The organism is Gammaproteobacteria bacterium (genome assembly GCA_029884425.1).
Lineage (GTDB): Bacteria > Pseudomonadota > Gammaproteobacteria > S012-40 > S012-40 > JAOUHV01.
On sequence record JAOUHV010000012.1, the window covers coordinates 43,562 to 62,010 of the forward strand.

Annotated in this window: 20 protein-coding genes; 5 read left to right on the top strand and 15 right to left on the bottom strand. The window is 53.1% G+C overall.

All coding sequences use genetic code 11. From position 1 onward, the window contains the following. Positions 1 to 2 precede the first annotated feature (2 nt). The gene (locus tag OEW58_05270; protein MDH5300756.1) at positions 3 to 869 is read left to right on the top strand and encodes a fatty acid desaturase; all 867 of its coding nucleotides are present in this window, start codon (positions 3 to 5) and stop codon (positions 867 to 869) included. Here the strand turns inward: OEW58_05270 and OEW58_05275 are convergent. The 11 genes from OEW58_05275 to dapF form a co-directional block, all read right to left on the bottom strand. Next, entirely contained in the window at positions 754 to 1,899 is a 1,146-nt protein-coding gene (locus tag OEW58_05275) for a phospholipase D-like domain-containing protein (protein MDH5300757.1), read from the bottom strand. The genes OEW58_05270 and OEW58_05275 overlap by 116 nt on opposite strands. Position 1,900: 1 nt before the next feature. Next, positions 1,901 to 3,547, bottom strand: a complete 1,647-nt coding sequence (ubiB, locus tag OEW58_05280; protein ID MDH5300758.1) for a ubiquinone biosynthesis regulatory protein kinase UbiB — start codon at positions 3,545 to 3,547, stop codon at positions 1,901 to 1,903. Continuing rightward, positions 3,544 to 4,161, bottom strand: a complete 618-nt coding sequence (locus OEW58_05285; protein MDH5300759.1) for an SCP2 sterol-binding domain-containing protein — start codon at positions 4,159 to 4,161, stop codon at positions 3,544 to 3,546. Before OEW58_05285 ends, ubiB begins: the two co-directional genes overlap by 4 nt. Further along, positions 4,158 to 4,688, bottom strand: a complete 531-nt coding sequence (locus tag OEW58_05290; GenBank protein MDH5300760.1) for an RDD family protein — start codon at positions 4,686 to 4,688, stop codon at positions 4,158 to 4,160. Before OEW58_05290 ends, OEW58_05285 begins: the two co-directional genes overlap by 4 nt. Beyond that, positions 4,688 to 5,440, bottom strand: coding sequence for a bifunctional demethylmenaquinone methyltransferase/2-methoxy-6-polyprenyl-1,4-benzoquinol methylase UbiE (gene ubiE / locus OEW58_05295; GenBank protein ID MDH5300761.1), 753 nt, complete (start codon positions 5,438 to 5,440; stop codon positions 4,688 to 4,690). Before ubiE ends, OEW58_05290 begins: the two co-directional genes overlap by 1 nt. Then, positions 5,437 to 5,826 (bottom strand): DUF971 domain-containing protein, encoded by a 390-nt coding sequence (locus tag OEW58_05300; protein ID MDH5300762.1) that lies wholly within the window; start codon positions 5,824 to 5,826, stop codon positions 5,437 to 5,439. The genes ubiE and OEW58_05300 overlap by 4 nt, the downstream gene beginning before the upstream one ends. A gap of 12 nt (positions 5,827 to 5,838) precedes the next feature. Continuing rightward, positions 5,839 to 7,173: an ATP-dependent protease ATPase subunit HslU gene (gene hslU / locus OEW58_05305; GenBank protein ID MDH5300763.1), complete on the bottom strand. Its 1,335-nt coding sequence runs from the start codon at positions 7,171 to 7,173 to the stop codon at positions 5,839 to 5,841. A 6-nt stretch (positions 7,174 to 7,179) separates the two neighbouring features. Next, positions 7,180 to 7,737 (bottom strand): ATP-dependent protease subunit HslV, encoded by a 558-nt coding sequence (gene hslV, locus OEW58_05310; GenBank protein MDH5300764.1) that lies wholly within the window; start codon positions 7,735 to 7,737, stop codon positions 7,180 to 7,182. Positions 7,738 to 7,943: 206 nt separating this feature from the next. Then, on the bottom strand, positions 7,944 to 8,855 hold the full coding sequence (gene xerC / locus OEW58_05315) for a tyrosine recombinase XerC (protein ID MDH5300765.1): 912 nt from the start codon (positions 8,853 to 8,855) through the stop codon (positions 7,944 to 7,946). 8 nt (positions 8,856 to 8,863) lie between these two features. After that, complete coding sequence (locus OEW58_05320) at positions 8,864 to 9,565, bottom strand: DUF484 family protein (protein MDH5300766.1); 702 nt, start codon at positions 9,563 to 9,565, stop codon at positions 8,864 to 8,866. A 94-nt stretch (positions 9,566 to 9,659) separates the two neighbouring features. Then, a complete protein-coding gene (dapF, locus tag OEW58_05325; GenBank protein MDH5300767.1) occupies positions 9,660 to 10,493 on the bottom strand; it encodes a diaminopimelate epimerase in 834 nt (277 codons plus the stop codon). A 180-nt stretch (positions 10,494 to 10,673) separates the two neighbouring features. Between dapF and hemN the strand changes: the two genes are divergently transcribed. After that, entirely contained in the window at positions 10,674 to 12,074 is a 1,401-nt protein-coding gene (hemN, locus tag OEW58_05330) for an oxygen-independent coproporphyrinogen III oxidase (GenBank protein ID MDH5300768.1), read from the top strand. A 79-nt stretch (positions 12,075 to 12,153) separates the two neighbouring features. Here hemN and OEW58_05335 read toward each other — a convergent pair whose 3' ends face one another. The 3 genes from OEW58_05335 to ppa all read right to left on the bottom strand — a co-directional run bounded on the left by OEW58_05335 (position 12,154) and on the right by ppa (position 15,482). After that, positions 12,154 to 13,800, bottom strand: a complete 1,647-nt coding sequence (locus tag OEW58_05335; protein MDH5300769.1) for a FapA family protein — start codon at positions 13,798 to 13,800, stop codon at positions 12,154 to 12,156. A 158-nt stretch (positions 13,801 to 13,958) separates the two neighbouring features. Next, positions 13,959 to 14,909 (bottom strand): cation diffusion facilitator family transporter, encoded by a 951-nt coding sequence (locus OEW58_05340; protein MDH5300770.1) that lies wholly within the window; start codon positions 14,907 to 14,909, stop codon positions 13,959 to 13,961. 36 nt (positions 14,910 to 14,945) lie between these two features. Beyond that, the gene (gene ppa, locus OEW58_05345; protein ID MDH5300771.1) at positions 14,946 to 15,482 is read right to left on the bottom strand and encodes an inorganic diphosphatase; all 537 of its coding nucleotides are present in this window, start codon (positions 15,480 to 15,482) and stop codon (positions 14,946 to 14,948) included. 213 nt (positions 15,483 to 15,695) lie between these two features. Between ppa and OEW58_05350 the strand changes: the two genes are divergently transcribed. Both OEW58_05350 and hemB read left to right on the top strand, forming a co-directional pair. Continuing rightward, positions 15,696 to 16,346, top strand: coding sequence for an adenylate kinase (locus tag OEW58_05350; protein ID MDH5300772.1), 651 nt, complete (start codon positions 15,696 to 15,698; stop codon positions 16,344 to 16,346). Between the two features lie 60 nt (positions 16,347 to 16,406). Beyond that, a complete protein-coding gene (hemB, locus tag OEW58_05355) occupies positions 16,407 to 17,387 on the top strand; it encodes a porphobilinogen synthase (GenBank protein ID MDH5300773.1) in 981 nt (326 codons plus the stop codon). 55 nt (positions 17,388 to 17,442) lie between these two features. Here the strand turns inward: hemB and OEW58_05360 are convergent, their stop codons facing one another. Next, the gene (locus OEW58_05360; GenBank protein MDH5300774.1) at positions 17,443 to 17,739 is read right to left on the bottom strand and encodes a hypothetical protein; all 297 of its coding nucleotides are present in this window, start codon (positions 17,737 to 17,739) and stop codon (positions 17,443 to 17,445) included. Between the two features lie 184 nt (positions 17,740 to 17,923). Here OEW58_05360 and OEW58_05365 point away from each other — a divergent pair. After that, positions 17,924 to 18,449 (top strand): mechanosensitive ion channel family protein (locus tag OEW58_05365; GenBank protein ID MDH5300775.1); only part of this gene is annotated, 526 nt, incomplete at its 3' end.

An 18,449-nucleotide genomic window follows, 5' to 3' on the forward strand; every position in this document is an offset into this window, starting at 1 on the left:
ACATGAATCCGCGCGACTACAACTACCAAGCTTCAGACATGGCTCGCTTCAAACTCGAAGTGCTGCTGTGTAACGCGATCATCCTCGCCCTGTTCGCCTATTTCATCGGCACCGGCGAACATCTCTGGCTCTGCCTGATACTGCTTAACATCAGTTTAGTCCGCTGGATGCTGGCCGTGCACGAGCTATTTCATCATTGCCACAGCGAACAGCTCCATCCGCTGATTCGCAGCTTTCTGATTCCGTTTTCACCGCTCAACATTGGCTACGCCGAATACCAGCAATTGCACGCCGGCCATCATGCCCATACCGCCAGCGAACAAGACCCTGACGCTTTCCACATTCGCGGTGGCCACCTGCGATCGCTGCTCGGCGCCCTGCGCTTTCCGGAGCAATGCAGCTTACACTATGTCCGCCAACAGGCTGGAGGCTATCGCCCAGACGCGGCGGTGCTGGCACGCCTGTCACTGTTCGTTCTGCTCGCCTGGTGGGGCGGTATGGCGTTCTGGATCATGTGGCTGGCGCTGCGCATCAACTACGGCATTGCCGTCTGGGTCTTTTTCCATCATCTGCACTACCGCCAGCAACAATACGGCACCTTCGAATTACCGCTGCCAATGCTGCTGCAACGCGGACTGGCTCTGCTGTATGGCAAACCTGCGTTGCTGGCCACCATGCATCACGACGTTCACCACCAGTGGCCCAAAGCCGCAGCCTGGCATTTGCCCACCCTACGCCCTTTGCTGATCGCAATCAGGGACGGTGCATCCAGCGATCCAACCACACATCAATCCGGCCCCAGAACCGTTCCAGCCAGCGCCGGTACCAGGGCCGCCGCAGCCAGTGCTCAAGCGAAATCTGCCGACTAGCGGCAAAATCACGCTCAAACATCTCCGCCACCTGCCGGGCAAAACTCTCGTCCTCCAGCTCCTGGTTAGCTTCCAGATTCCAGCGAAAATTCCAGCGGTCAATGTTGCTCGAGCCAATCGACACCCAGGCATCACACATCTGCACTTTCGCATGAGTGAAACGTGGCTGATATTCAAAAATGCGCACGCCCGCGCGTAACAGCGAATAGTAAAAACGCCGCCCCGCATGACGCACCGAAGGATGATCGGTCTGCGGCCCCGGCAACAACAATCTCACATCCACGCCGCGACGAGCAGCTCTGGCCAATGCGCGGCGCAACTTTACTGACGGCACAAAATACGCGGTTGCAATCCAGACACGACGTTCAGCCGCGCGTAACCGCTTCATCAACGTCTGCTTAATTTCCTGCCCATACTGCCCTGACGAAGGACTGACCCGCCCCTGAAAACGATCAGCAAACGTCTGCACCACAAAATCATTCGCCAGCGAAATATCACCACTACATTGCCGCCATGCCTCAATAAACAACTGTCGCCAGTCTTGTAAACAAGGTCCGCGCAAGGCCAACATAGTTTCACGCCATGCCAATTTCCCGTGGACAAGCGCATCAAACTCATCCGCAATTCCGGCACCACCAACAAACGCCAGCGCACCATCTACCAGCAATAATTTGCGATGATCGCGAAACAAGGCTCGGCGCAATCGACCATAATGTAAGGGGTTATAAAAGTGCAGCCGAACTCCGGCTCTGCGCAAGTGGTCGCGATCTGCCGTTTTCAGTGCATGACAGCCAAAATCATCCAGCAACAAATAAACTTGCGCGCCACGCTGGGCAGCGCGACAAAGAGAGGAAATAAAACGATCAGCGACCTGACCAGATTCGAACAAATACATCTCAAGCAGCACTTCCTGTTCTGCCTGATCAATGGCCTGCAACATGCGCGGAAAAAAAATCTCGCCGTCACACAACAGCTCAGCATCGTTACCATCACGCCAGCCAAATCGGGTCGTGTGATAATGAATGTTCATACTAACTCTTGCGCGGCCACTGCCACAGCCAGCTGAGCAAACCAGCGCCCAGCAGCATCCAGCCCAACGGCTGTTGCCAGGCGGCCTGAGTCGGCCCCAGCAAAAGCACCAATACTGCCGCAAGTACCAACGTGCTGCCGGTAATCGTAGCGAATTGTTTGCGGCTGTTGACTTGCAGAGCACGCACCAACAATTCGGTATCATCTTCACGCCGCTGGCGTGCCCACTGTTGCTGTCGCGTCAATGCCATCACATCGTGCAGCAGGTCAGGCATGTCGGGGAATTTTTCCAGCCAGCCCGGCGCGCGCTTTTTGATCATTCTGAACACCGCTGCTGGCCCAACGCGATCGCGCATCCAGTTTTCCAAAAATGGTTTGGCGGTACGCCACAAATCCAGATCAGGATTAAGCTCACGGCCCAAGCCTTCAATGTTGAGCAAGGTTTTTTGCAGCAACACCAACTGCGGCTGCACTTCCATATTGAACCGACGCGCCGTCTGGAAAAGGCGCAGCAACAATTGGCCGAATGAAATTTCCGCCAATGGTTTTTCAAAAATAGGCTCACACACGGTACGAATCGCTGCTTCAAATTCATCCACCCGGGTCGTCGCGGGCACCCAGCCAGATTCCACGTGCAACTCGCCCACGCGGCGATAATCGCGATTGAAAAATGCCAGGAAATTTTCTGCCAGATAACGCTGATCTTCCGGATTCAGCGTGCCAACAATGCCAAAATCAACAGCGATGTACTGACCTTCCGGCGAGACAAAAATATTGCCTGGGTGCATATCCGCATGAAAGAAATTATGCTTAAACACCTGGGTGAAAAAAATCTCCACCCCACGTTCAGACAGCGCTTCCAGATTAATCCCTGCCTCACGCAAGGCCGGCACATTGCTGATGGGAATGCCGCTGATGCGTTCCATCACCATCACACTGGGACGAGTGTACGTCCAATGCACTTCGGGAATGTAAAGCAATGGCGAACCATCGAAGTGACGACGAATCTGCGAGGCATTGGCCGCCTCACGCTGCAAGTCCAGTTCGTCGAGAATGGTTTTTTCATACTCGCTCACCACTTCCACAGCACGCAAGCGTTTACCTTCCGACCAATATTTTTCTGCCAATTCCGCCAGCGTGTACAGCAAGGCGATATCGCGTTTGATCACTTTCTTGATCTGTGGCCGCACCACTTTGACAATAACTTCACGACCATCTGCCAATTTGGCCGGATGTACTTGCGCAATCGACGCAGACGCCAAGGGCGTCTCATCAAAATCGCACAGCACTTCCTCAATGGGTTTGCCGTAGGCTTTTTCGATGACGGCACGCGCCTCATGGCCGGGAAACGGTGGCACGCGGTCTTGCAGCTTGGCCAACTCCTGCGCAATATCCGGCGGCAACAAATCTGGACGCGTGGAAAGCATCTGACCGAATTTGACAAAAATTGGCCCCAAATCTTCCAATGCATGACGAATTCGTTCGCCGCGCGGCTGTTGGTTTCGACCAAACCAATTCCACGGCAAGAGATGCAACACAAAACGCACCGGCCGGAACAAATGCATGGCCAAAATCAATTCGTCCAGGCCATGACGAACCAGCACTCTATTGATGGTCAATAAGCGCAATAACTGGGAAATACGTTTCAACCGTTGTTCTCCAGCTGGGTCTGCAGGCGCATAATTCGCGCCGCCACACGATCAACGTGAGCGCGCACCTCATCTACCCGATTATAATAATCATCCAGTTCAACTTTACTGGGAACATCGCGACGTTCTTCGGTCACATACTCTGCACTGTCGCGCAACAACCCCTGCACGGTTCGCGAAAAAAAGGAAAACGCGTCCTGCGCCGCCCGCCCCAATTGATGAGCCGCCACATCGCCGACCACACGGGACAATGGTTCTTCCCAATCAAGTTCCATATTTTTCAAAATGTGCTGTACGCGCTGTCCCAAACGAACATCGCCTTCAATTTTGACATCGCCAGACAACACACGATCACGCTCATGCGTCATCGCCGTGTGCAACAGCGAAAACAAACCACCACGAATCGTGGCATCGACCTGACCATCATAATGATCGGCCAAGCGCACACCATCCAGAGCAGGCATCAGGTACAAAATCAGTCCCGTACCAATCGCATCAATGACGATCACTTTTCCAGACAAACCATCAAATGCTTCCAGACTTTCCGGGTCCATGCGCAACACCCGGTTAAAAGCCATCTCCATGCTCATCAATACAGGCGCAGGTAATCTCATCTCAATTCCTGTAACAACTGATCCAAACTTTTTTGTGATTCATCAACCTGCCAATGTTCGTGCTCAACCACAACCACCGTTTTGGCAATTTTATCGTGAAAACCCTGCTTGCGTTTATCCCACAGAATCCAGAAAAAACCCAGACCGAAAGGCAATAACGATAGAAAATAGGCCAGGTAACGAATAACTGCTTTTGCCGGTGTGATAAGTTTACCCGTATCGGCATCAACCACGTGACAGCGCATCAGCAGCTTGCCCGGCGTGCCGCCAAATCGCACCCAAAAGTAAACGGTAGCCGCTAGAAAAAGGAGATTCGACAACCACCTTCCGTCGAAAATGCTAAAACTACCAAAGAAAAAATAATACTCTACCTCTTCTCCAAAAATGCGCTGCAACCCAGATACACCAAACAAACTCAGCAAAAACAGCACACCAACCAAATAGACAGCCCAAAAAATGAAACTATCGATTATGCTTGCGATTAGACGCCTCATGAATCCTACATACTGTAGCTGAGAAAGATCCATCAGAATTTATAACCTCGGTGCACCGCCACGATACCACCCGACAGATTGTGATAGTCGCAACGCTCGAAACCAACATCCATCATCATCTGTTTCAGTTCGTCCTGACCGGGATGCATGCGAATGGATTCGGCCAGATAACGGTAACTTTCCTCGTCATCGGCAATCAATTTCCCCATCTTGGGCATCAGCTTGAAGGAATAAAAATCGTACACTTTGTCCAAACCGGGCAGCGTGGGTTTGGAAAATTCCACTACCAACACTTTGCCGCCGGGCTTGAGCACACGATACATCGACGCCAGCGCCTGATCTTTGTGAGTAACATTGCGCAAACCAAACGCGATGGTAATGCAGTCAAAATAATTGTCAGGAAACGGCAGGCACTGCGCATTCGCTTGCACATAACGCACATTGCCAACAATGCCTTTGTCCAGCAAACGATCACGACCGACAATCAACATCGAGTCATTGATGTCCGCCACCACCACTTCACCTTCAGCGCCAACCTGCGGTGCCATTTGCGCCGCCAGATCACCCGTGCCTCCGGCCAAATCAAGAATGCGTTGTCCCGGACGGGCACGCACCATTTCCACAGCGAAACGTTTCCACAAACGATGCACACCAAACGACAGGGCATCGTTCATGATGTCGTACTTGTCTGCCACCGAATGGAAAACTTCAGCGACCTTGGCTGCTTTTTCGTTCACGCCAACCGTTTGAAAACCAAAATGGGTAGTTTGATCAGATTTGCTCATAATTTTTTCCCCTGAGAATCGGCGATCACCGGTTCGCGTGATTTCCCCGCAGCATCCAGCTTTTGCAGATATTCCTGCCAAAGTTCGTCTTGCATTCTGCCCATGCGATACAGCGTATCCCAGTCGTAAATGCCGCTTTGGTGACCATCACTGAAAAAAGGTTTGATGCCGTAACTGCCGACCGGCTCAATGTGCATAATGTTGACTTCTTTTTTTCCAACCTGCAGCGTTTCCTGACCAGGACCATGACCGCGCACTTCTGCCGAGGGCGAAAACACACGTAAAAACTCACAGCTCAGTTGGAATGTTTCGCCAGTATCAAAACTGACTTCCAGCTTGCGCGATTTTTGATGCAATTTGATTTCTGTAGGTACGTGCTGAGTCATTGAGTCAATTTCCTACAAAATATAACGACTGAGATCTTCGTTGATCACCAGTTCGCCCAACTGGGCATCCACATAGGCACGATCAACCATAATTGTCTGCTGGCCATGATCGCCGGCATCAAACGAGACACTTTCCAGCAGGCGTTCAAGCACCGTGTGCAAACGACGAGCACCAATATTTTCAGTGCGTTCATTCACTTCCCACGCCACTTCAGCCAATCGCTGAATGCCATCCTGAGAAAAAGTTAACTTCACCTGCTCGGTCGACATCAACGCGCTGTATTGCTCGGTTAACGAGTGATTGGGTTCAGTGAGTATGCGCACAAAATCGCTCACACTCAGTGCTTGCAGCTCAACACGAATCGGTAAACGACCTTGCAATTCGGGAATCAAATCCGACGGTTTGGATAAATGAAATGCGCCGGAGGCAATAAACAAAATGTGGTCGGTTTTAATCATGCCGTGTTTGGTGGAAACGGTACATCCCTCGACCAGTGGCAACAAATCGCGCTGCACACCTTCACGCGACACATCTGCGCCGCTGGTTTCGCCACGCTTGCAGATCTTGTCCATTTCATCCAAAAACACAATACCGTTCTGCTCAACCGAATGCAGTGCCTGGGTTTTAATATCTTCTTCGTTCACCAGTTTAGAGGCTTCTTCATCTGCCAGCACTTTCTGTGCTTCACCAACAGTCATGCGCCGATTTTTAGTGCGGCCAGCAGACAAATTCTGGAACATGCTCTGCAGTTGGCTGGTCATGTCTTCCATGCCCGGCGGCGTCATGATTTCCACACCCATCGGTGCTTCGCGCACTTCGATGGTAATTTCCTTGTCATCCAGCGAACCTTCGCGCAGCATCTTGCGGAAACGCTGACGCGTACCGCTGGCATCCTGTTCTGCCGGACGATCATCGTAAACGCTGCGACGTGGCGGTGGTAACAAGGCATCCAGAATGCGTTCTTCGGCAGCTTCTTCCGCGCGCGCTCTGACTTTGACCATCGCCTGTTCGCGCGTCAGTTTGATCGCCGCATCCATCAAATCTCTGACGATGGATTCAACATCGCGGCCCACATAGCCGACTTCGGTAAACTTGGTGGCTTCCACCTTGATAAACGGTGCGTTGGCCAAACGCGCCAAACGACGCGCAATTTCTGTTTTGCCTACGCCGGTCGGACCAATCATCAAAATATTTTTAGGCGTTATTTCGTTGCGAATGGTTTCTTCCAGTTGCGAACGGCGCCAGCGATTACGCAACGCAATCGCCACCGCACGCTTGGCGGCGCTTTGACCGATGATGTGTTTGTCCAGTTCCTGAACAATTTCCCGAGGAGTCATTTCAGACATGTACGACTAATCCTGCAACAGTTCGCTTGCCAACTCTTCAATGCGCAGATTGTGGTTGGTGTAGATACAAATATCGCCCGCAATATGCAGCGAGCGTTCGACAATTTCTCGAGCACTCAGGTCAGTGCTGTCCAACAAGGCGCGCGCCGCTGCCTGCGCAAACGCGCCGCCGGAACCAATCGCAATCAAACCATCGTTTTCCGGCTCAATCACATCGCCATTACCGGTAATGATCAGCGAGTGGGTTTTATCCGCCACCGCCATCAAGGCTTCCAGGCGACGCAGCACTCGATCGGTACGCCAGTCTTTGGCCATTTCCACCGCTGCGCGCAACAGATTGCCGGAATATTTTTCCAGCTTGCCTTCAAAGCGTTCAAACAAAGTAAACGCATCGGCAGTGCCGCCGGCAAATCCGGCCAGTACGCGATCCTGATACAAACGACGGACCTTGCGCGCATTGCCCTTCATGACGGTATTACCCAGGGTGACCTGGCCATCGCCACCAATCACCACCTGATTGCCACGGCGCACTGACAGGATGGTTGTCCCTCTAAACTGCTCCACGTCGGTTGTCCTCCTGCGATAAAACGCCAAATTTTACACCATCTCGGCCCCGGCCACAGCCTCCGGATGACATTTCATCAGCTCAATCGGCGTCCGCCTATACTGGATCAAAATTGACCGCAATTCCAGAAGGTCGGCAAGGGCTGCGTTCACTACGCGCAGACATTGGCGGATGATTTTCAGCCAACAAGCGGAAACCCAACGGACTAGGGCTTGTCTTTGGTCTTGCGGGCGCGGGGGTGGGCCTGATCGTAGACTTGCGCCAGGTGCTGAAAGTCCAGGTGAGTATAGATTTGGGTGGTGCTCAGATTGGCGTGGCCCAGCAGCTCTTGAACCGCGCGAATATCACCGCTGGATTCCAGCAAATGACTGGCGAACGAGTGTCGCAACCGGTGCGGATAAAGCCGGCCCGTCACACCCTGCTGCAAACCGCGCTGCCGCAGGCGCTGCTGAATTGAACGCACCGACAGGCGCTGCCCCTGCTGAGAAACAAACACGGCCTGCTGATCGGGCTCAACCATGCCGGCTCGCACCTTCAACCAGCGCTGCAATGCCTCCACCGCAAAGCGGCCAATGGGCAGTTCGCGCTCCTTGTTCCCTTTGCCGATCACCCGCAATTGGGCGGCACTCAAGTCCAGCCGATCCAGCGTCAAACCTGCCAACTCGGCAAGGCGCAAGCCGCTGGAATAAAACAACTCCATCATCGCCAGATCGCGACAAGCCAAGGGGTCATCTTGCGGGAAATTCAGCAACTGTCCCAGTTCGTCCACGCCCAGTACCGACGGCAGTTTTTTCTCGACCTTGGGGCCGGTCACGGCCTCGACTGGATTGACTTTGAGCAGGCGTTTGCGCAGTAAAAAATCATAGAATACTCTCAACGTGGACAGCATCCGCTGAATGCTTTTGGCCGCCAAACCACGGCGATTCAAATACATCACAAACAGCCGCACATGCTGGCTGTGAACATCGGACCAATGGGTTAGATTTTGTTGGTCGGCAAACGCCACCATCTCGGCCAAGTCACGGCCATAGGCCTTGCAGGTGTGCGGAGAAAGACGGCGTTCAAACGCGAGATGTTGCTGAAAATCCTGTTGCCACTGCTGCGCGATGGGCTGCATGCAGACAATCAGCGATTAAGAAAGCGGTGCAATACCGAACCGCCAATTTCACCGAGATACGCCAAAAATACCGTACTCATGCCGGCACGAAACCGTTCCCGGTCATGGCTGGCAACAGCGAACATGCCAATGGAATCCTTGTACACCAGCGGTACCACTGCGGCAGAGCCCACCTGCTCAGCCTCACGACCAAACAAAAATGCCAACTGCGATTGACTGAAGCGACCACACACCGGTTTCTTGCGCGCCAAAATGGAATCAAACAATGCGATGCCATCGGCTTTAGGCGAAATAAATTCAGCGCGAGTTTCATTGTCCCGCGTTGAAAATACCTTGGCCGCTACAAAATCCGCTGAAAAATCGCGCTTCAGATAATCGGCCAGATCACGGAAAAAACTGTCCAGACTGCCGGAACGAATCAGCACCAAACTAAGCTCGTGCAGTTTGCCCATCAACACGTCGTTGTCGCGGGCAATTTCCATCAGTTCACGAATACGCTGACGCAACTGTCGATTGTCATCGCGAAGTACCGAAATTTGGCGCTCTATCAACGAAACGGCACCACCCGTCTGGTGAGGCACTTTCAAATCTGCCAGCAACTCCGGATGCTGATTAAAGAATTCCGGATTTTTGCGCAAATATTCGACGATTTCACGCTCATTCAAACGCGTGCTCATTTGTCTGCCTTCGGTGTGGTCTATGGTTGTCATAATTGCAACTTTTGGCCCGTCAACGTTGATTCAAAAACAGCGAAACTCCATGTTAGCCAGTTGTTATCAGAAAAGAAACTTAATTTCTACCGGGTTAGGCCAACTCGATCATGCCGCGAAACACTTCCACCGCCGGACCAGTCATCATCACATGGTGGCCTTCGCCCGCCCAGTGAATGCGTAGACTGCCGCCGGGCAAATCCACCTGTACCGTGTCGTCCAGCAATCCCCAAGTGCGCCCCACCACCATGGCACCACATGCCCCAGTGCCGCAGGCCAGCGTTTCAGCCGCGCCGCGCTCATACACCCGCAGCGCGATGTGATCGGCACTTTTCACCTGCATGAAACCGACATTGACCCGTCTGGGAAACAGCGGGTGCGACTCCAATATCGGCCCCAACGTATCCACCGGTGCGCGAGTCACATCGTCGACCATAATCACTGCGTGGGGATTGCCCATGGACACTGCACCAAAAGTGGTCAATTCGCCATCAATCTCCACGTCGTAACGCGCCTGACGCGCCGCCATGGTCAGCGGCAACACCGCCGGATCAAAGCGCGGAACACCCATGTCGACCGTGACCTGGCCATCGTCCTGCAGACGCAAAACGATATCGCCACCGGCAGTTTCCACCGGAATTTCGGTTTTACTGGTCAAGCCATGATTGGCGACAAACCGGGCAAAACAGCGGGCGCCGTTGCCACACTGCTCCACTTCGCTGCCATCGGCGTTGAATATCCGGTAACGGAAGTCCACCGAGGGACGGCTCGCCTTTTCCACCAGCAACAATTGATCACAGCCCACACCGAAGTGGCGATCGGCAAGAAAACGCACCTGCTCGCTACTGAGATTGATCTGCTGATTAATGGCATCGATGACAACAAAATCATTGCCCAAGCCATGCATTTTGGAAAATTCGATCTTCATTGTGCGGTTCCCGGAAAACGGTTGCTCTGTGCCGGCTATTTTAGCAGGCATCGCCGCGCAGACTTAATTATTTCTAAATCAGCGCATTGCAAACTCCCCTGCATTTCATACATGGAAAGGCCGGCGTAATACCGGTATAATTTTTAGGTCTATTTCACAGAAAATCAGTCAGGAATTATCATGGATCAGTCGGTACGTTTTGACGAAGCCCTTATTCGCCGCTATGACAAATCGGGCCCCCGCTATACCTCTTATCCGACCGCAGTGCAGTTCCATGAGGGGTTTGCCGAGGCCGAATACCGGGCTTGGGCAGCCCGATCCAACGAACGCAGTCGTCAGCAAACCAAGCCCACGCCGCTATCGTTGTATTTCCATATTCCGTTCTGTGACACCGTTTGCTTCTATTGTGGCTGCAACAAGATCGCCACCAAGGACCGCTCCAAGGCCGCGCCCTACCTGGAGCGCGTCTACAAGGAAATCGCCATGCAGGCCGAATTGTTCGACAAGAACCGTGTGGTCGAACAACTGCACTGGGGCGGCGGCACCCCGACTTTTATCAGCCCGGACGAAATGAAAGAGCTGATGGCAATGACCCGCAAGCACTTCACCCTGGCTGACGATGACACCGGCGAGTTTTCCATCGAAATCGACCCACGCGAAGTGACCCAGGATTCGCTACAACTGCTGCGCGATCTGGGCTTTAACCGTCTGAGCCTAGGTGTACAGGACGTAAGTCCGGTTGTGCAAAAAGCCGTGAATCGCATTCAGCCGCACGAAGTGACCGTGGCTGCCGTCGAAGGCGCGCGCAAGGCCGGCTTCAAGTCCATCAGTATCGACCTGATCTACGGCCTGCCGCTGCAGACAGCCGAGAGCTTCAATGCCACGCTGAACTGGGCGATCGAGACCTCACCCGATCGCTTGTCGGTGTTCAACTATGCGCATCTGCCAGAGATGTTCAAACCACAGCGCCGCATCAACGAAGCCGACCTGCCCTCACCGGCACAGAAACTGGAAATCCTGCATCAGACCATCGACAAGCTGACCGCTGCCGGTTACGTCTACATCGGCATGGACCACTTTGCCAAGCCCGATGACGAACTGGCTGTAGCCCAACGCAACGGCACGCTGTATCGCAATTTCCAGGGTTATTCCACCCACGCCGATTGTGACCTGATCGCCATGGGCGTCACTTCCATCGGCATGGTTGGCGACAGCTACAGCCAAAACGCCAAAGACATCGAAACGTATTACGCCGATATTGATGCGGGCAAACTGCCGGTATTCCGTGGTGTGGATCTGGATGCTGATGATGTACTGCGTCGCGCAGTCATCACCCAACTGATCTGCAACTTTGTGCTAAATATGCCGAGCATGGGCGAAAAATTCGGTATTAATTTCGCCGAATATTTTGCCACTGAACTGGCCGAGCTAAAACCGATGCAGGAAGATGGTTTGATCAGCCTGGATGCCGATAACATCAAAGTGCTGCCGGCTGGCCACCTGCTGATCCGTAACATCTGCATGGTGTTCGACAAATATTTGCGCGCGAAAAAAGAACAGCGTTTTTCCAAGGTCATTTAAAACGGGGCAGGGTCGTCACGCTTACGCATGGGTGTGACGACTCTTCACCTTCGCCAGACCACCCAAACCGCAACAATAATTAAAACGAAACGATGTGTTTGTCTTCGTAGAGGCGATAACCAACGCCTTTGGTGTCTTCGCTGATAGTTTTATCTGCGTTGCCTATTTTGATGACGGTCCCGGCAAAAGTATTACGCCCCACCAATACCTGACCTTTTTTGACGCGTTCGATCTGCATCATTAATTTTTCTTTTTTGGCTTCCAGTTCGGCAATTTGCCCTTCCAGGTTGCGCTTGTCCTGAATCAATTGCATGGCTTTTTGCTTGTTCACATTTTTGGGATCACGCCGGAAACTCAGCAATGTTCTTTTAACCTGGAACAATTTGTTGTCCTGCACCGCAATCTCATCGTCCAGCTTTTTAATTTCACCACCAATCCCTTTGGGGTAACTGATTTCAAAGACAGTTTTGACACCACTTTGACCGCCAGCCTGCAATACTTTGATGAAAACCCCGGAATGAGCCAGTCCTCCAACAACCTGGCCGCGACGCGCATTTTTGGTACCGACCACAACTTCGTTCAGCGCGTGCAACTCACAACTCATTGCCAGTTCTTCGACATAAATGCAGTCACCGGCCTCAACATACACATATTCGCCAACCTTGAACGACACCGCTGCCCCCGCCTTGATGGTCGCAGCAGTACTCAGCAGTTCTCCCTTGGGATCGCGCACATCACCACCACCGATAATGGAACCATCGACCAACACATCGCCGCCAGCAAGCAGGATCGCAGCCTCCACCACACCTCGAATAATAATGTCCCCCGTGGCCTCAATTTTCATGCCGCGGGAAACTTCGCCTTCCACCTCGACGCTACCGTCAAACTTCACATTCCCCGTAGATAAATCCACTTTTTTTAAACGCAGCACATTTTCTATGGTTACGCCATTACCCTTGATCACCGGCTGCCCGGTCGTTGTCGAAATCAACAGGTCAGGATCGCCCTGAGAAACCTCAACCCCTTCCAGTCCACCGGAAAAATTCGCATCTTTCACTTGTTTGGGATTAATGGTCTGCCCATGCACATTGGTACCTGCCGCGCCCTGCCGAGCAGGCTGACGCCGCATCACCGGCACCCCCGGTTGAACGGTGTAAATTTCGCCCAGATCGCGATAATCCACCATGCCGTCTTCGCGCACTTGTGGAGTCCGATCTTTTATCTCTGGAATCAGCACTTCAAAACGGGCATGGGTTCCCTCTATCGCTGGCGTACCGCATGCAATCAGCACATCCTTGGCTTGCCCCTTTTGCAATGCATCTTTGATTTCCGGTAATAGCAGCCCAAAAATAATATTCTTTTCCCGCAGTGCTTTTTCCAGACCGTCCTTGGTCAGGCGCTGGCCTCCGTAGGCCGGCTCCAAATCCATGTAGGCTTCCATTTTGTCGGGAGAAATAGCCAGCGTCAGCTTGGCATCGCGCCGCTCACCAATGAGCACCGCGCCTGATGGTTCACCGTAGTTGTATTTGTGAATGAGGTCTTCAATGGCGCTCTCAGAAAGGTACAAATGATCAAGATGCATGTCCACCAGCGCAGTTTGCACCCACTGACGATTGATCGTAGCAGGATTGCCAGGCGTGCGGAATTTGGCGACCACTTTCATGCGATCGTCAGTCAACAAAAACCGGACGCCACCCGCGGCATCACTCCCTGGTTCCGCTGCCATGCTATACCAAGCTCCGAGCCATCATCTCAACGTTCTGTGAAATAGCTGTTAGTTACTGTTTATAGGAAAAAAAACCGCCCTGCCCGTGATGTCGGCAAAACTTGTATAGTCTTTAGTCTGCAGGCTTCATTCCGTCACCCAGCAGCGATTAGCGACAATCAATGCGGGTGATTACGGCTGTGATGATAATCGTCGAGCGAATGCTGCGATAAGGTAAATACAGCCACTTCAGGCTGCAGAGTGATGTGATCAATGTGGTAGTGATGTTCCAGCAAATGCTGCTGCGCCTTGAGAACGTCTGGCCAGTGACGCAAATCATCCAGTACCACATGAGCAGACAAGGCCTGCTGTCCTGAAGCCAGGGTCCAGATGTGCAGGTCGTGCACCGACTTCACCCCGGTGACAGAAGCCATCTCTGCGCCCACCTTCCCCAGGTCGATATGGGATGGAACCGCCTCCATCATCACCGCCACGACTTCGCGCAGCAGGCGCAGGGTAGACAACAAAATCAGCACACAAATCAGCACTGACAATACCGGGTCCATCCACAACCAGCCCCAGAAATAAATGGCCAGCCCCGAAATCAGCGCGGCTACCGAGCCCAACAAATCGCCCAACACATGCAGCATCGCGCCACGGGTATTGAGGTTCTGCTCGCCACGACTGAGTACCACCGCCACCACAATGTTGACCGCCATACCCAGCAAAGCTACCCAGATAACCGTACTGCCGGCAACGTCTTGCGGTTGGTGCAAACGATCAATCGCCGCCCAGACGATACTGGCAATTACCGCCAGCATGAATAGCCCATTAAACATCGCCGCCATGGCCTCGGCACGTACCAGACCGTAGCTGTGACGCAATGACGGTGGTCGCTTGGCCAACCAGGCTGCAAATGCCGCCAACCCCAGCGCCGCTGCATCACTAAGCATATGCCCGGCGTCACCCAGCAGGGCCAGGGAATTGGCCAACCAGCCGAAGACGGCCTCCACGGCAGCAAATCCCAGGGTAAGCAACAGGGCAATCACCAGCACCGTACCACTACCGATATGGTGGTGATGGTGATGATGACCGTCATCGTGATGATGGTGGTGGTGTGAATGACTCATAAAGACAGGGCCGGGATTTCCCCGGCCCTGAAGATATTACTTGTTAGAGGATTTGTAGTTGGCAGCTGCTTTGGTGATAGCAGCGCGGGCAGCGGCGGCATCGCCCCAGCCTTCAACCTTCACCCACTTGCCTTTTTCCAGATCTTTGTAGTGCTCAAAGAAATGTTTGATCTGTTCGCGCAGGATCAGCGGCAGGTCAGTTGCCTCTTTGACGTCGTCATACAGCGGAGTCAGCTTGGAAACAGGTACAGCCACCAGTTTCTCGTCGTGACCACCTTCGTCAGCCATATCCAGCACGCCAACCACGCGGCAGCGAATCACGCTGGCAGCTTTCAAGGGGATGGGCGTCACTACCAATACGTCCACGGGGTCGCCGTCGTCAGACAGAGTCTGGGGAATGTAACCGTAGTTGCAGGGATAGTGCATAGCGGTGCCCATGAAGCGATCCACCATCAGTGCTCCGGTATCTTTGTCGATTTCGTACTTAACCGGCTCAGCCATAGCTGGAATTTCGATAATGACGTTCACATCATTCGGCACGTCTTTACCAGCGGGAACATTGTACAACCCCATCAGAATCTCCTTAATTTCTAAATATTAACGTCACCGGCGCTCACGGCAGCCCGTCCCAAAATTTGGCGCACAGTATACCCAAAAAGCGAACGTAAAAGCGAACCCCTCATAACCCTAGTTTGTGCTGAGAAAAGAGGTTTATAATTCCCCCCTTTGATTTCGCAGGCCCTTCCGGGTAGGCGCATGTCTAACTCCACTGAAATGAGAGTCGCTATGAGAATTATTCTGCTCGGAGCCCCCGGTTCTGGTAAAGGTACCCAGGCCAAGATGCTGGTAGACAAGTACCAGATCCCTCAAATCTCCACCGGCGACCTGTTGCGCGCCGCTGTTGCCGCACAAACCCCGCTGGGATTGCAGGCCAAAGCCGTGATGGAAGCCGGTCAACTGGTCTCCGACGAGCTGGTACTGGGCATCATTCGCGAGCGTCTGGCCGAGAACGACGCCAAAAATGGCTTCATCCTCGACGGCTTCCCCCGCACCCTGGTTCAAGCCAAGGCGCTGGACAAAATGCTGGCAGACCTGAAATGGCCGCTGGAAGGTGCGATCGAATTTGATGCCGACTACGAAGCCATCATCCAGCGCATCGCCGGTCGTCGCACCTGCAAGGACTGCGGTCAGGTGTTCAACATCCACACCTCACCCTCGGCCAAAGGCGAGCATACCTGTGACAAGTGCGGCGGCGAACTGCAACACCGGGCAGATGACAACGAAGCCACCCTGCGCAAGCGCCTGGGTGTGTACGACGAACAGACCGCGCCGCTGGTAGATTACTACCGCCAGGCGGGCAAACTGCACACCGTCAAGGCCGAAGGTGAAATCAGCGCCATTTTCGCCAAACTGAGCAGCGTCATCGACGCGCTTTAAAAACAACGAGAGACACCGGAGGCAAAAGTGTCCCAATTCGAATCCCGAGGCCCATACCCGATGACGCGCATGCGCCGCATGCGTTTCAACGAGTTCAGCCGTCGCCTGATGCGCGAAAACGTGCTGACCAGTGACGACCTGATCTACCCCATGTTCATCCTGGAAGGCAGCAATCGCCGCGAATCCATTGCATCCATGCCCGGCGTTGAGCGTGTCAGCATTGATTTGCTGCTCAAAGAAGCCGCCGAACTGGTCGAACTAGGCGTCCCTGCCGTCGCCCTGTTCCCGGTCACACCGCTGGAGAAAAAGTCGCTGGACGCCGCTGAGGCTTTCAATCCCGAAGGTTTGGCACAACGTGCAGTGCGGGCACTCAAGCAAAATTTCCCACAGTTGGGCGTCATCACCGACGTCGCTCTGGACCCGTTCACCACCCACGGCCAGGACGGTCTGATTGATGAAAACGGCTATGTGCTCAACGACGAGACCGTGGCTGTCCTGGTCAAACAGGCCCTGTCCCACGCCGAAGCCGGTGCCGACATCGTTGCGCCGTCAGACATGATGGACGGTCGCATTGGCGCCATTCGCGCTGCACTGGAAAAAGCCGGTCACCGCAACACCTGCATTCTGTCCTACGCTGCCAAATACGCCTCGGCCTATTACGGCCCGTTCCGCGATGCGGTCGGCTCGGCAGGCAACCTGAAGGGTGGCAACAAATACAGCTACCAGATGGACCCCGCCAACACCGACGAAGCCCTGCGTGAAGTTGCCCAGGATCTGGCCGAAGGCGCGGACATGGTCATGGTCAAGCCTGGCATGCCCTACCTGGACATCGTGCACCGGGTGAAAAGTGGTTTTGGCGTTCCGACCTACGTGTATCAGGTCAGTGGCGAATACGCGATGCTCAAAGCGGCCAGCCAAAATGGTTGGCTGAATGAAAAAGCGGTTGTACTGGAAGCACTGTTGTCGATGAAACGCGCGGGTGCCGATGGCATTTTGACCTACTACGCAAAAACTGTCGCGCAGTGGTTAAAACAAGGCTAAATTCCAAACGAAAAACGGCCCGCTGAACGGGCCGTTTTTTCTAAATTTTATATCCTCAGGCGAATATCATACCGATACGTTTTGCTACAGCTTCCCAAATCACCATGGGACCGACCTGTTCAAAACTATCTTCTTGCCAATTTTTACGTACATTGACTTTAACTTGCTCGATCCGATCCAGACAGCGTTGCCGTTCTTCTCTTAGCTTCAGCAACTGCCGATCCAGACTGGAGATCAACTTCGATTTGCTATTTGCTTCAGGTACTTTACCACTTTCAACCTCTTGCAAATAACGCAGGCGCGCATCATATTCCAGGACACGTTGTTCAACCAGTTTTTCCCGCTGCATCATGATCTCACCTCCAAATGGAATGAACTCAAGGTACACGACCGGACTAACGCCTCCTCCCCATCGCACATTCAGCCGCGCCATCGTTCACTTTGCCTTACTTTTCTTACGTCAACATTTTTTATTCAAATGCAATGAGTTATGATCTAACGTTGTATAACAATGTAATTCTGGAAAGTATCTGCACATGAGCATCTTTACCCAAGCCATCATCGCAAAAATCATTTTGTCGCTCACACTGATATTTCTCGTTTGGTTGGGCAGTCGCACCGTCAGCAACAAAATCCGCAACCATCAACCACTGATCGATGAAAACCAGCGTCGCTGGATATCCACCACGAAAAACATTGCCGCGACCATCGGTTTCATCAGCGTCATGATGGTATGGTGGCCGGAGTTAAAAGAATTTGCTCTTTCCATCGCAGCTGTTGCTGTCGCGATGGTTATTGCTGCCAAAGAATTAATTCTGTGCGTGAGTGGCACCATATTCCGCACCATCAGTCGCCCCTACACCATTGGCGACTGGATAGAGATCGGAAACTTGCGTGGTGAAGTCATTGACCAAAGCCCGTTATCCACCACCATCCAGGAAATTGTGAATGCCAATGATCGCTACGACTACACTGGTCGGACCGTAGTCATTCCCAATTCGCTGCTACTCAATACGCCGGTAAAAAACATGAATTTCATGCGTCACTATGTATTCCATAGTT